Raw genomic sequence first — 14948 nt, 5'->3', positions numbered from 1 at the left:
TGACTTGAATGCAAGTCAATCTTTTTTTGTGTATACTTGAGATTTTGATGTGCAAATTACTTAAGTCTAAAAAAAGTATTTAAAAAATAAAATATAAATCATCTATTGCTTACTATATTCAATTGTTTTTCAGGGTGTTGTGTTTTTTTGTTCTATTTTTAGAAAAGAATAAATATCAACATTAAAAAATAATGAGTTATGAAGAAGATAATTATACTTTTTTTATTGATTCTCGTTTATGTTCGTTGCTCAACTTATGAAGAAGAGAAACATCTAGTTTATGACAAAAATGAAAATACAAAAGTTTTGACTTTAACATCAGGAGCCCGTGTTGAAAAAACGGATAATCAGTATGTTTATTTAGGGGATTTAGTATTGTCAGATAAGCAACTACAAGGCTTAGATCAATATGGAGATGTTTTTGCATTTAAAAATAAACCAAGATATAAGGGAGTTTTTAAACCTGAATATGGAATAGTTCCTTTGGGATTACCATTGGAAAGCGGAAAACAACTGGAAGATTTTTATGGCACTAAAGTTGTTGCATTGCCACAAGGAACCCATTGGGCAATGGTTCGATTTACTTTTGATTCTAACTTGAATACACTTCAGATAGCTGCTATTCAGCAGGCGATGAATGAATTGGAAGAACTAACGAATGTTAGATTTTATAACGCAACAGGTGAACCTACTGGTAATCCTAGTCTAGGTGTTAATTATAATTATATTACTTTTTATAGTAGTAATGTCAATAATTCTCAAATAGGCAGTGTTGGCGGACAACAAATAATTAATTTAGTATCCTTTAATTCAAAAACGATAATGCATGAGATTTTACATGCTTTAGGTTTATTTCATGAGCAATCTAGACCCGATCGAGATGCGTATATTGATGTAAATGTTGCGAACATAGCCAATGAAAATAGACATAATTTTGATCGAGTAACCCAAAACTATTTAACACTAGGAGCATTTGATTTTAATTCAATCATGTTATATGATTCTTATGCTTTTAGCATAAATGGAGAGCCTACACTAACTAAAAAAAATGGTTCCGTTTTCTTTGATAATAATCAATTATCTGAGTTAGATAGGAGCTATGTTAATACATATTATATTCCTTATAAAAGGAATCCAAGTGGAACGAGAATTTTAATTGATAATCAAGTTTATAAAAGTGATAATTCATTGATGACTCAACTAGAACGTGATAATTTAGAGCGAAAATTAAATGGTGAACCCCCAATTTGGGATGGGACTGGAAAACCACCGATGCAGTAAACGGCTAGTTATGAATAAAAAAATCCACACCTTTAAGGTGTGGATTTTTTTATTCTTCTTCTGTATCGTCCTCATCCTCATCTGATGCGTATTCGAAAAACGTAAAGACAGATCCTCCGTAATTCTTCTCAAAAGAAAAATGAGGCAAATGCTCTAGTTTTGTAAATTTAGAGTGCTCGACAACCAGCATTCCTTCTTCATCCAAGATGTTGTTTTCTAAAATATCTGTAACTATTTTTTCAAATTGCTCTTGGGAGAAATCATAGGGTGGATCCGCAAAAACAATATCATATGTTCCTTGGTGTTTTTCTATAAATTTAAAAACATCTGATTTGTAAGGCACAATATTTAAGTCAAAATCCTTTGCTGTTTTTTTGATAAAATTGACACAACCATAATCCGCATCAATACTGACAATATTTTCCACGCCTCTTGAAGCAAATTCATAACTAATACTGCCTGTACCTGCAAACAAGTCTAGGACTTGCAGTTCTGAGAAATTGAAGTGATTGTTTAAAATATTAAACAAGGCTTCTTTACTCATGTCTGTTGTAGGGCGAACAGGTAAGTTTTTAGGTGGGCTAAGCTTTCTTCCTTTTAATTTTCCTGAAATAATTCTCATAGATGGAATAAAATATAATGTTGTTTGGGTACTTGATAATGCAAGAGGAGGGAAGGTGCAACTAAGGCTTGTTCCTCCAAAATTTCGATATGTCTGATGTAGGTATAGGCCTGTTCAAACAAGCTATCTTCTTTTTCGATCCGACTTAGCAGTTTTAATGGAACCAATTCTGGATCCAATTTTAGCTGTTCATAGACGAATAAGAGATAATAAATAAAATCTTGTGCTGTATGATACAAAAAGGAATTGAACAAAATTAAATGCCCTTCTTGGGCAACAATAAGTTCGAAGTGATCTTTTTGCACATGGGCATAAACTTCAATTTCACTGTGTTGCGCTGATAAATCTAATAGATAATCAACTAAAGCTGTATTGATATTTTGATAGGTAAATGCGCCTAATCGATCCAATAGAAAATTGTTGATTTGCACATAGGGAATATACACATTGTTGATTTTTTTGTCTGTCAATTCATCAAAAGCAAAAAAATCAGTAGAAAATACTTTGGTATTGTATTGTAAGTATGATCCTAATGCCTGTTCATCAAATAAAGCTGTAGGTACAAATGTATTGAGGTTGCTGTCGTGTAAAACTAAAATATCTTCGAAAGAAGAAGTTAGAATTTCATGTTTAGCAAAGAGACTCTGCAACTGATCTTCAATTGTTCTATTTTGGTTTAATCCTTCTGAAGCAAAATGGTGAATCTGTTTCGATTCAATCTCTTGAATGATAAACGTAAATTTCTGAAGGGAAACCTGAATGATAAGTTTTTGTAAGCTTTGCTCCATAGTTTTTGCACACTAAATTTCTAACAGCGAATGCGAGAGACAAATTTAAACAATTTTAAGGGAGTATATTAGTCTTGGGCTAAAAAGCTTAGTATCTTTGATGTTTTAGGTGTATTTAGGAGAATTAGAACATGAGAGGAACTGAATTTTACAAGGTATTACGACATCAATTTCCGTACGAACTGACGTTAAAACAGGATATATTTTTACAAAAAATAGCAGAATTTATCACAGCTGACCAACAAGATGAGTTGTTTGTTTTAAAGGGATATGCAGGTACGGGAAAAACAACTTTGTTATCTGTTGTAGTCAATCAGTTGCGTTCCATTCAGAAATACGCGGTTATGTTAGCTCCAACCGGACGTGCTGCTAAAGTCATTAGTAGTTATGCACAGCGTCCTGCCTTTACAATTCACAAGTATATCTATTATCCAAAGCCATTGAAAAATGGAGGAGGTATGCAATATACCATGCGTCAGAACAAACATAAAAATACTGTTTTTATTGTGGATGAGGCCTCGATGATTGGCGATGGATCCGCAGGAGATAGCAGTATGTATCCTCATGGTTCTCTTTTGGATGACTTGATTTACTATGTGTATACGGGTCAAAACTGCAAGTTAATTCTCATCGGGGATGTTGCTCAGCTTCCGCCAATCAATATGACCGTAAGTCCTGCTTTGGATACTGATCAGTTGAGTTTTCACTACAATATGCCGATTCAGCACATTGAATTGGATGAGGTTATGCGTCAAGAAGAAGATTCGGGAATTCTCTATAATGCCACGGAATTACGCATGTTGCTGGACTCTCATTTTATGGATACTTTTCAGTTTAATCTTTATGGCTTTAAGGATATCATACGGCTGACAGACAGTTACGACATTCAAGATGCTATCTTTTCTTCTTATTCCAATGCTGGTCCAGAGGAAACCATGTTTATTGTGCGTTCAAATAAACGAGCCAATGCGTATAATCAGCAGATTCGTATGCGTATTTTAGATCGAGAGAGTGAAATCGCTGCTGGAGATTTGTTGATGGTGGTTAAAAATAACTACTATTGGTTGAAAGATTCGACCGTAACCGATTTTTTAGCGAACGGAGATATTATTGAAATTCTACAGATTTATAAAACAGTAGAACTGTATGGTTTCCGATTTGCATCAGTGCGTATTCGCATGATTGACTATGATCAAATGGCTCCTTTTGATACAGTTATCTTACTAGATACGTTGACGAGTGAATCACCTGCTTTGACGTATGAGGAAAGTAATCGCTTGTATCAAGAAGTATTACTGGATTATGAAGACGAAATATCCAAGTATAAAAAGAATCAAAAAGTAAAGGAAAACGAGTATTTCAACGCGTTACAAGTGAAGTTCTCGTATGCAGTCACTTGTCATAAATCTCAAGGTGGGCAATGGGATACGGTTTTTATTGAACAACCGTATTTACCAGAAGGAATTACGCAAGATTATGTGCGTTGGTTGTATACTGCAATTACCCGTGCAAAAAGTAAATTGTATTTAATTGGTTTTCAAGAGGAATATTTTGAAGAGCAATTGGATTGATTCCTTAAAATAAATTGTAGTGGTAATTCTTGAAATCCCTTATCTTTGATTCACTAAATAAAACCAATATGAAAGTAATTGCGGTAATTCCGGCTCGTTATGCCTCTACGCGTTTTCCTGCTAAATTGATGCAAGAATTAGGAGGGAAAACCATTATTCGAAGAACGTATGAGGCAACAATAGCCACAGGACTTTTTGATGATGTTTTTGTGGTAACAGATTCACCTTTGATTTTTGATGAGATTCAGCAATATGGAGGAAAAGTGGTTCGCAGTATAAAAGAGCACGAAAGCGGAAGTGATCGCATTGCAGAGGCAGTTGCGGATATAGAAGCGGATATCGTGATTAATGTACAAGGGGATGAACCTTTTGTCAATAAGGACAATCTGGAGCAATTGATTCAAATTTTCAAAGAAGATCATGCGAAACAAATTGACTTAGCTTCTTTAATGACGCCAATTCACGATTGGGCATTGATTGAAAATCCCAATAACGTAAAGGTGGTGGTAGACGAAAATAAAGTAGCCTTGTATTTTTCTCGTTCAGTTATTCCTTATCCCCGTGATAAAGAAACAGCAGTACAATACTATCAACATATTGGTGTGTATGCGTTTCGAAGAGAAGCCTTGTTGGAATTCACCACTTGGCCGATGAAGTTTTTAGAAGCGACAGAAAAGTTAGAACAATTACGCTATTTAGAATATGGTAAACGCATCAAAATGGCAATCACACAACACGTAGGTGTGGGAATTGATACACCAGAAGATTTAGAACGCGCCAAAACTCTATTGGCAAGTGGATTATAAAAAAAAAGAGAATCTAATTATTAAATTAGATTCTCTTTTTTTTATCCGTTGTTTTCCTCTTGTACAGTAGTGACTGGAGGAATTTCTGTTGTTGTTTGATTTTCTTTTGGTGTTCCTGAATAAGTGCGATATGTACGTCTTATACTATCATTGACAGTTGTAGGCTGTTGATTTTTGATAACAGGAATCAGGATGGTTGTCTTCCACGAAGAAGGCAATCGATTGTTGAAAGAGGATTGGTTCAATTCTACAATCATTTTTCCTGTGGGATTATTGGTAAATACTTCCGATTTACTGATAATCGGTCGAATCTCTCTTAAAGCTTTTGGCAAATGAGAATAGTAACCCGATACAGTGCTTTCAAAATAGGAATTAGCCTCCAAAGTTGCTATTTTAAATTGTTCTTCTTCATTTAAGAAGATTGAATCGTGTAATTTAAATCCGTATTGAAAGGATAGTGTTTGCGTTAATGGTGTATTGTCAAAAATAAGTAAAGGTGTGCTATCAACTTTAATCTTATTGGTGGTGCAAAAATCTGATAATTTGGCGTGTAAAATCTCAATTGAGGATTTGATATCCGTATAGTCAGAAGTTCCATCTAAATAGATGTAACGCAAAGCTGCTTTATTGGTAAGTCCAGTTGTTGTTAAATCATATTCCTTATATTGTTTGATAAAAAAAACAATTAGAGCATTGATGCTGTTATCCATTGCTTCCCCTACAACTTTGTTTGGTGATCCCGAAAAGAAAGTAAGAATTTTTGTTTTGATATCGATAGTACCTTCAAAGGAAAAATCTACTTTTGTTTTTTGACCTACGGTACTAAAACGCCAAATGATATTAGACAATTTGTTGTCATATAGAATATCTTGAGAGATACTATCAAAGGGTTTTTCGTATTCTTTTCTAATCTGATAGGAACCAATATTCGGTAAATCAATGGCGTAAACTCCATTGGGTAATTTTTCGGTAGCAATCCAATCGTTCCAATTGTCTAATTCTTGAATATATTGATAGACAATAGGTTGAGGTGCATCCAATTCAAAGGATTTCGTTATTTTGAAATTACCACTTTGTGTTAATACAAAAACAATAAGCGAAATGCATAGTAAGGTAATAAGGAGTAGGAAATACTTGAGAATTTTCATAGTAAGCAGTCAACACCTAGGATTATAAATTATTTAAGTACATTCTTTAGAATGAATAAGGAACCGATAAAGGCTAGAAACGCGAGTAAAATCCACAATCGATTTTTGTAATATTTTCGATGTAGATTAAGGTCTTTACGATACATGATAATTAATACTATGGTAAAGGTAACGATAAAGAAAAGCGCGAATTGAATTTGCCCTGGTGTAAACATAATAAAGATTTTAGCAAAAATAAGTAAAAACCATCAATATAGCGCATAAAAAAACGGCAGGATGCCTGCCGTTTTTGAAATTGTATCCTAAAAGGATCATTATATTTTTTCTGTCCAGTTGAAAGTGTCTTCAATTGCTTTTTGTTGAATACCTTGTAGGTTTGTTTTCAATAAGATAGCGTAAGAATTTTCATCCGCTACATTTGGCAATTCGTAGTATTTTTGTTGGTAAGCAAAACCTTCAATTTGTCCAATTGTTACTGCTGTTCCAGCACCAAAGATTTCTAATAATTCACCTTTAGCGTGAGCATCCAATAATTCTTGAACTACGATAGAGCGAACTTCAACGTTAATTCCTTTGCTTTTTGCGATGTCAATTAAACTTTTTCTTGTCACACCATCCAAGATACGCTCACTAGTTGGAGCAGTAATTAAAGTATCTCCAATTCTGAAGAATACGTTCATTGTACCTGCTTCTTCTAATTTTGTATGTGTAGCATCATCTGTCCAGATTACTTGTTGGTATCCTTCTTGTTGTGCTAATTGAGTTGGGTAGAATTGCCCCCCGTAGTTTCCTGAACATTTAGTGTACCCAACACCTCCGTTAGCTGCACGGCTATAGTGCTCAGCAACTTGTACTTTTACTTTTCCTGAGTAGTATGTACGAGCAGGAGAACAAATTACGCAGAACATAAATTCGCTAGATGGACCAGCAACAACACCTTCGTGTGTACCAACCATAAATGGACGTAAGTATAAAGAGTTTCCTTCTCCTTTTCTTACCCATTCTCTATCTAAATTTAAAAGTGCTTTTAAACCATCAATAAATCGCTCTTCATCAATGTGTGGCATAGCCATACGCTCTGCAGATTTATTAAAACGAGCCCAGTTTTCGCGTGGACGGAATAACCATACATCGTCGTTGTTATCTTTGTATGCTTTCATTCCTTCAAAAATAGCTTGTCCGTAGTGGAAAACATTAATTGAAGGTGCGAAACTCATCGGTCCATAAGGTTTGATTTCCACTTTTCCCCATTTCCCATCTTTATAATGACAAACCAACATGTGATCCGTGAAAATAGATCCAAATTTTACATTCTCGAAATCAATTGAATCGACTCTAGACTTTTCTATCTTGTCAATAGAAAGTTCAAATTTTGTTTCTAAACTCATTTTATAGTATTTTTTTAAAAGTTGTTGTTGTATTAAAATAAAACGTTCTAGCAGTTTTTGATTTTACTGCCTTACAAAAATAGCAAAAAAAGTCGCTATTTCTCAATTTAATTTGTAGATTATTTATGTAGCTGAATAAAATATTATATTATCAAAAAAAAACTTGGGAAAATTTAGTATACTTTCAATTTGTTTGTGTAAACTCTTCGTTTTTAGTTTATTTTTTTGATTTACTTAGACAAAATAATGCCTGATATCCAATAAGAAGTATATTTTATTTCTACATATGATGTGAATTGAAGTAATACTTGTCTTATTTTCATTGAGGTTAATGAGAATAATAGAATCTTTTATCACTGCTTTATGCTGTTGTTTGCTAGACTGTTTTAGGTTGTGCTACTTGCTTTTTAGAAATAGAGTGAGGATAGGAACCAAATACATTGTGGATTTATCTTTTTATTTTCACTCTGTTTTTTAATTATCTTTGGTCGAACTATATATTAACACAATCAGATGAAATATTTCGTATTAACCTTAGGCTTACTAGCTTTAGCAACCACTAGTTGCGGAAAGAAACAAGAACAACAAGTTGAACAAGAAGTGGCAACAGTTCCTGCAACAGAATATGAAACTTTTGGACAAGATTTGGATGTAAAACAACCTGTTTTGTCTAAAGAGGATATGTGGAAAAAATTTGACCAATTAAAAGCAGGAGATACCTTACACGTAGCCTTCACTTCTACCATTAAGGAAGTATGTCAGAAAAAAGGATGTTGGATGCAAGTTGATTTGGATCAAGAGAAAAGCAGTTTTGTGCGCTTTAAGGATTATGGATTTTTTGCGCCTATGAATGCAGCAGGACATGAAGTTGTGATGCAAGGAAAAGCTTTTGTATCTATTGTTTCTGTTGATGAATTAAAACACTATGCTAAAGATGCTGGGAAAAGTGAAGCTGAAATTGCAGCAATTACAGAACCCAAAGTAACCTATGCATTCGAAGCAGATGGAATTGCAATTGCTAAATAGGAAAAGAATGTTTCGACTAGGACTCGTTTTGTCTCTACTTGTCTGTTGTGTAAGTTGTAAAAAAGAAAACCAAGTAGAAGAACAAACCAAGCCAATCCAGACAGAAAATACGTTTAAACTGTATGAAATGTCAGAAATGGCTGTATTGATGGAGCAAATGTATGTAGATAATCAACGGATTCGTCAACGAATTCTCGAGGGGGTAACGATTGATGACGCTATGCCTAGTTTACATCAGCGTTTATTTACCGCAGTGATGACAGATCCTTCCGATAAAGATTTGTTTTTTGAAACACAAGCCCAAGCTTTTATTCAAGTTGAAGAAGCGTTTTATGCCAATCCCAAGGAGCAAACGAAAGAAAAATTCAATGCTATAGTAGAAGCTTGTTTAAGTTGTCATCAAAAGAAATGTGGTGGACCTATACCGAGAATTAAAAAATTATGGATTCCTTAATTGAATAATGAAGAGAAAGATTATAGTTACTTCAGATGGTTCTCATTCTTTGGAAGTAGAAGAATGGGGCGAAACGTATCACTCTATTCACGGAGCAATACAAGAATCGAACCATGTTTATATTGAACAGGGCCTGATGAAGTTTATGAACCAAGAAGAAATAAAAATAGTGGAATTTGGGTTGGGAACCGGGTTGAATGCTTTTCTAACTATGGCAGCAACAATACCCAATCACAAAAAAATTGTCTATCATTCGATAGAGGCGTTTCCGCTGATACAAGAAGAATACGAGCTCTTGACGTTTCCAACTTTATTGTCAGAATTTAAGGAGGGAGAAGAATTGTTTAAAGCTTTACACCAAGCTCCTTGGAATGAGGATGTTTTGTTACATCCACAAATACAATTACATAAATTAAAGGCTACATTTGAAACGGTTGAATTGCAGGGTAATGATTTTGATCTTGTTTACTTTGATGTCTTTGGGTATCAATTTCAACCTCATTTGTGGTCGGAAGCTATTTTTAAAACGGCTTATAACAGTTTAAGACAAGGAGGCGTTTTGGTAACTTATGCCTGTCGAAATCCGATTAAGAGGAATATGAAAGCAGCTGGATTTACTATTGAAATTGTACCTGGTCCACCTGGAAAAAGAGAAATGTTACTCGCTTATAAGAGTGAATAAAAATAAACTGATAAAAAAAAACACCAGAAGCATAATACGCTTCTGGTGTTTTTTTTTATCGCTAATTCGATGATTTTTATATTTTAACATTCTTGAGGTAGAATTCTATTTATTTTAAAAATAAATAGAATTATGATAAAATCATTTTTTAAACAATAATGTTGTATTGTTTTCTTTATTGGGACTTATTTTATTTATTTTATTGTTTTTTTGGTTAAAAAAACAATATTCGCTAGTGTTATTATTAAATTAACTTTAGTTTATTATTTTGTTTTGTTGTGGTTTTGTTTGTTTTTTTATTTAAATTTATGTGAATTTTAATATTAATGTATTAAAATTAAGATATGATTTAGGTATTCAATATGTTGAATACAGCTAAGAATACTAAGGCATAGAAGCGAATTCCAATCATTAAATAAAACTTATATGAGTCAGCATTATTTAAAATTAACCTCATTATTGCTTGTCTGTGTTCATGGTTTATCTTATGGACAAGAAGGATCAGAGAATATACAACTCATTAATATAGGGCTATTCAGTGTCCGTCCAGAAACCATTTTGTCTACCCGTTTTGATTTTACTAATACACCTTCAGGTCATTTTATAAATGATGGCAGTGTGTATTATTATCAAGATTTTACGAATGATGGTTATTATGGAATTTCTTCGGCTATGAAAAGCTCTTCAACTTATTTTATTTTAACTAATGCTACGTTGGCTAAGCGCATTGTTGGAAATAGCTTGTCTTCGTTTTACAATGTTGAATTTGATAGTGAGATGGATGGAGAAGCTTTTGATTTAAAAAACAACATCGATATTGCTGGGGTGGCTAATTTTAAAAATGGAATTATAAACGTAGATCCAACAAAAAATCAAACTACTTTATTATCTAATGGTATGGTTACTTTTTTAGCAGGTGCTCAACATACAAATGTAGGGAATCAAAGTTTTGTTGCTGGATCAGTTGAGAAAAGAGGAAATGATCGTTTTGAATATCCTATTGGAGATAAAAATTACTTTCGTCCAGCGTTGATTAGTGCACCTGATGATATTAAGGCTACTATTGTTGGTCAATATTATTTAAAAGATGCTCCTTTTTTTACAGCACATAAAAAGACGGCTGGTGTAATCAAGAAGTTAAATGAAAATGAGTATTGGCGATTAGAAGGGAATTTGAAACAACCTCACATGGTCGTATTAAGTTTAGATTGGAATGAAGAGACTACACCTCCAGAATTACTTGAAAATGCAGAGGAGGAATTACATATTGTGCGTTGGGATGCTAAACAGCAATTGTGGGTAGATGAAGGCGGAGTGGTAGATATGGCGTCAAAACGAGTAACTACAGTAGCAGAGATTAAAGATTTTGGATATTTCACTTTAGCAACAGTAAAACAAAATTGGATTTCGGAAGGAGATGTGGTGATTTACAATTTAGTGACACCAGATGGTGATGGTAAAAATGATTATTTTCTCATTGATAATATCAGAAAATATCCCAATAACCGTGTAGAAATCTACAACCGTTGGGGAATAAAGGTATATGAAACAACAGGGTATGATCCGTATGGAGATGGAAGTTCAAATGTGTTTACAGGATATTCTGAGGGAAAAGTTACAGTAGATAAAAGTAAAAAGTTACCAAGTGGAACTTATTATTATGTAGTGACCTATGAATACAAAGATGCAAATGGCAGTCGCATGATTAAGAAGGCGGCAAACTTACATTTAGAGACCAATTAAATCCTGAAATAAATGAGACTAAAAAACACAATAAAGATAGTTGTTCTTGGAGGAGTAGGATTGTTCTGTATGGAACAATCGTATGGGCAACAAGATCCACAATATACACAGTATATGTATAACCATTCGAATATTAACCCTGCTTATGCGGGGAGTAGAGAAGGGTTGAATATTTTTGGTTTGTACCGTACCCAATGGGTTGGACTTGAAGGGGCTCCTAAAACAGCAACTTTATCAGTGAATACACCTTTAGGGGAATCTGGTTTGGGATTAGGGGTGAATTTTGTCAATGATCATTTAGGGGTAATGGACGATAATACCCTATCTGTTGATTTGTCATATGCCGTAAATTTAAACTACAATTATAAATTGGCATTCGGAATAAAAGGATCAGCTAATTTATTAGATGTTAATTACAGTAAACTACATATTTACAATCCAACTGATCCTGTCGCAGAAGATGATATTAAAAATGAATTTACTCCCAATATAGGGGCTGGATTATTCTTGTATTCAGACAAGGCCTATGTTGGAGTTTCTGTACCTACTTTATTGACGCGTTCTCGTTATGATGACAACAATGTCAAAACAATGCGTGAAAAGATGCATTTGTATCTGACTGGAGGATATGTATTTGATTTGAATCGCGATATCAAATTTAAACCTGCTGCTATGGTAAAAATGGAGCAAGGATCTCCTCTTCAAGTGGATGTATCTGCCAATTTTATGTTTGTGGATAAGTTTACAGCTGGAGTTGCCTATCGTTGGGATGCTGCAGTGAGCGGAATGGTTGGTTTCCAAGTTTCAGACAACATTATGGTGGGGTATAGTTATGATGCGGAAACGTCTAAACTGGCTCGTTATAATTCTGGATCTCATGAGATTTTTATGCGATTTACTTTGTTTAATAGCTATAAGCGCATTGCTGCGCCAAGGTTCTTCTAATCTTTACGAGTATGGTGAAACAGATAATACAACTTGGAATATTTAGTATAGCCTTGATTTTGAATACAGCGGGTTATAGTCAAATCAATAAAGAAAAACAAGCGGACAAGAGCTTTGATCGATTGGCTTATGTTGATGCAATTAAGGTATATGAACGAATCGCAGCTAAAGGGTATGTCAATACGTCAATTCTACAAAATTTGGCAGATGCTTACTATTTCAACGGTAAGCTAGTAGAGGCTAATAAATGGTATACAGTATTGTTTGACGATAGTTACGAGGATAAAAATCTGGAGAAACTACCTTCGGAATATTATTATCGCTATGCGCAAACACTAAAATCGGTTCAAGACTATGCCAAATCCAAACAAATGATGGATCAGTTTGCCTCTTTAGAACAACAGGATTCGAGAGTAGCGTTGTATAATAAAAACCGAGATTATTTATCGCATATTGAAAATCAAGCCGATCGCTATGATATTCAGCGTTTAGATTTTAATACTGCATATTCCGATTATGGAGGTACATTTCTTGGGGATCAATTTGTCTTTACTTCAGCACGAGCAACAGAACATCAAAGTGGAAAGGCAATTCACTCTTGGACAAACGAAAGCTATACAAGTTTGTATAGTTCCAAGATAGATCAAAAAGGATTTGGTGAACCTACGCTTTTTGCACCTGAAATTAATTCTAACGTTAATGATGCAACGGCTATTTTTACCCAAGATGGCAATACGATGTACTTTACTCGAAATAATTCCAATTCGAGTGGAAAAAGCAAGCAAAACAAAGATAAAACCTCAGTTTTAAAAATATATAAGGCAGTAAAGCAGTTAGATGGAACATGGGGACAAGTAGAAGAGTTGCCGTTTAATTCGGATTATTTTAATACAGCTCATCCAGCCTTAACTCCAGATGATAAATGGCTTTATTTTGCGTCTGATCGAAAAGGAACAGTCGGACAGTCTGATTTGTTTCGCATAGCTTTATATGAAAATGGAGGTTATGGCTCGATTGAGAATCTAGGACCTTCTATTAATACCTCAGGAAGAGAGAGCTTTCCGTTTATATCTTCGGATTATCAATTATACTTCTCTTCTGATGGCCATCTTGGTTTGGGAGGATTAGATGTGTTTGTTGCCAAATTGTATCCTAATGGAAGTTTTGGTCCCGTAGTAAATATGGGCACGCCAATTAACAGTAGTATGGATGACTTCGCATTCTATTTGGATTCCAAACAAAATAAAGGGTTCATTAGTTCTAATCGCGCAACTGGATTAGCAACGGATGATATTTATTTCCTTGCTGAAAAACCATGTAAACAACATATCGAAGGTACGGTATACGATAAAGATACGAATGAGTTATTAGCGAATGCTTTAATTATCGTTTCAGATGCTGTATATCAAAAATCAGATACATTGTATACAGATCATAAAGGATATTACATCACTTCACTTTTAGATTGTGGCTATAAATACCGCATTAAAGCAGAAAAAAAATTATATAATACTGTAGAAGTTTCTTTTAATGTAAATCGAGAGCCAGGAGTTAAAACCGTGAATGTAGGTTTAGAAAAAACGGAAAAACCACTGGGCTTGTATGATGATTTATTTAAAAGACTCAATTTAAAACCTATTTACTTTGACTTTGATAAATCGAATATTCGTAGAGATGCATCGATTGAGTTGATGAAGGTTGTAGAGGTCATGAAAGAATATCCTTCGATGAAAATTGATGTTCGTTCTCATACGGATAGTAGAGGAAATGACGAGTACAATCGCGTTTTATCCGATCGTCGAGTGAAAGCAACAATCAAGTGGATGATTGAACAAGGTATTAACCCAAGTCGCTTGACTGGAAAGGGGTATGGAGAAACTCAATTGTTAAACAATTGTAGCAATGGTGTACGATGTACAGACGAACAACACCAAGAAAATAGACGTAGTGAATTTATTATTCTCGAAATGTAACAAACAGCAAAACATAATTTAAAAATAGCTAATCACATGAAAAAGAGATGGATTTTACTCGGTGCTTTTTGCACTGGGGCAATAAGTTATGCTCAAGTTGGAATAGGTACGGCTATCCCGAACCCATCTGCACAACTTGAGGTTTCTTCTGATAAACGAGGACTTTTAATCCCTCAAATCGCTCTAAAAAGCCTTACAGATGATAAAACAATAATCAGTGGTAATGTAGAAAGTTTATTGGTGTATAATACCACTGATAATGGAATAGTAAAGCCAGGTTATTACTATTGGAAGAAAAATAGTTGGACTCGACTGTTGACGGAAATCGATGATAAAGTGCTAGATTTTCCTACTAATAGCAAATTTGTAGTAGAAGACGGATTATTGAAATTATATGATACGGAAGATAATTTTGTGTTCATTGATATTGAAAAATTAAATATAATTACCACCTTAGTAAAAGATCCATCAGGTAACGGACAATACACCTATACTAATGAAGCAGGTGTAGCAGTTGTGAT

At 34.1% G+C, this 14948-nt stretch carries 14 protein-coding genes; 10 read left to right on the top strand and 4 right to left on the bottom strand.

What is annotated here, in order from left to right; genetic code table 11:
- The first annotated feature begins 198 nt into the window (after positions 1-198).
- Positions 199-1281, top strand: coding sequence for a M12 family metallopeptidase (locus HX004_RS08885; RefSeq protein WP_286442137.1), 1083 nt, complete (start codon positions 199-201; stop codon positions 1279-1281).
- A gap of 49 nt (positions 1282-1330) precedes the next feature.
- Here HX004_RS08885 and rsmD read toward each other — a convergent pair whose 3' ends face one another.
- Together rsmD and HX004_RS08875 are read right to left on the bottom strand one after the other, a co-directional pair.
- Complete coding sequence (gene rsmD, locus HX004_RS08880; RefSeq protein ID WP_286442136.1) at positions 1331-1903, bottom strand: 16S rRNA (guanine(966)-N(2))-methyltransferase RsmD; 573 nt, start codon at positions 1901-1903, stop codon at positions 1331-1333.
- Complete coding sequence (locus HX004_RS08875; protein WP_286442135.1) at positions 1900-2691, bottom strand: DUF3822 family protein; 792 nt, start codon at positions 2689-2691, stop codon at positions 1900-1902. Before HX004_RS08875 ends, rsmD begins: the two co-directional genes overlap by 4 nt.
- Positions 2692-2822: 131 nt before the next feature.
- Between HX004_RS08875 and HX004_RS08870 the strand changes: the two genes are divergently transcribed.
- Both HX004_RS08870 and kdsB read left to right on the top strand, forming a co-directional pair.
- Positions 2823-4262, top strand: coding sequence for an ATP-dependent DNA helicase (locus HX004_RS08870; protein WP_286442134.1), 1440 nt, complete (start codon positions 2823-2825; stop codon positions 4260-4262).
- Between the two features lie 68 nt (positions 4263-4330).
- Positions 4331-5068, top strand: coding sequence for a 3-deoxy-manno-octulosonate cytidylyltransferase (gene kdsB, locus HX004_RS08865; RefSeq protein WP_286442133.1), 738 nt, complete (start codon positions 4331-4333; stop codon positions 5066-5068).
- 41 nt (positions 5069-5109) lie between these two features.
- Here kdsB and HX004_RS08860 read toward each other — a convergent pair whose 3' ends face one another.
- Both HX004_RS08860 and HX004_RS08850 read right to left on the bottom strand, forming a co-directional pair.
- The gene (locus tag HX004_RS08860; protein WP_286442132.1) at positions 5110-6216 is read right to left on the bottom strand and encodes a hypothetical protein; all 1107 of its coding nucleotides are present in this window, start codon (positions 6214-6216) and stop codon (positions 5110-5112) included.
- A gap of 314 nt (positions 6217-6530) precedes the next feature.
- Positions 6531-7604, bottom strand: a complete 1074-nt coding sequence (locus tag HX004_RS08850) for a branched-chain amino acid aminotransferase (RefSeq protein WP_286442130.1) — start codon at positions 7602-7604, stop codon at positions 6531-6533.
- A 513-nt stretch (positions 7605-8117) separates the two neighbouring features.
- On the opposite strand from HX004_RS08850, the gene HX004_RS08845 reads away from it, so the two are divergent.
- From HX004_RS08845 to HX004_RS08815, 7 genes are all read left to right on the top strand, one after another.
- On the top strand, positions 8118-8630 hold the full coding sequence (locus HX004_RS08845) for a DUF4920 domain-containing protein (protein ID WP_286442129.1): 513 nt from the start codon (positions 8118-8120) through the stop codon (positions 8628-8630).
- 7 nt (positions 8631-8637) lie between these two features.
- A complete protein-coding gene (locus tag HX004_RS08840; RefSeq protein ID WP_286442128.1) occupies positions 8638-9084 on the top strand; it encodes a hypothetical protein in 447 nt (148 codons plus the stop codon).
- Between the two features lie 7 nt (positions 9085-9091).
- A complete protein-coding gene (mnmC2, locus tag HX004_RS08835; protein WP_286442127.1) occupies positions 9092-9766 on the top strand; it encodes a tRNA (5-methylaminomethyl-2-thiouridine)(34)-methyltransferase MnmC2 in 675 nt (224 codons plus the stop codon).
- A gap of 426 nt (positions 9767-10192) precedes the next feature.
- The gene (locus HX004_RS08830) at positions 10193-11509 is read left to right on the top strand and encodes a T9SS type B sorting domain-containing protein (protein WP_286442126.1); all 1317 of its coding nucleotides are present in this window, start codon (positions 10193-10195) and stop codon (positions 11507-11509) included.
- Between the two features lie 12 nt (positions 11510-11521).
- On the top strand, positions 11522-12454 hold the full coding sequence (locus HX004_RS08825; RefSeq protein ID WP_286442125.1) for a PorP/SprF family type IX secretion system membrane protein: 933 nt from the start codon (positions 11522-11524) through the stop codon (positions 12452-12454).
- 11 nt (positions 12455-12465) lie between these two features.
- The gene (locus HX004_RS08820) at positions 12466-14427 is read left to right on the top strand and encodes an OmpA family protein (protein WP_286442124.1); all 1962 of its coding nucleotides are present in this window, start codon (positions 12466-12468) and stop codon (positions 14425-14427) included.
- 36 nt (positions 14428-14463) lie between these two features.
- Positions 14464-14948 (top strand): phage tail-like protein (locus HX004_RS08815; protein ID WP_502888474.1); only part of this gene is annotated, 485 nt, incomplete at its 3' end.

The sequence above is a fragment of the Myroides sp. 1354 genome (assembly GCF_030324495.1).
In the GTDB taxonomy this organism is placed as follows: domain Bacteria; phylum Bacteroidota; class Bacteroidia; order Flavobacteriales; family Flavobacteriaceae; genus Flavobacterium.
The sequence above is the reverse complement of the archived record's forward strand: the minus strand, read 5'-3'. Positions and strand labels throughout refer to the sequence as shown.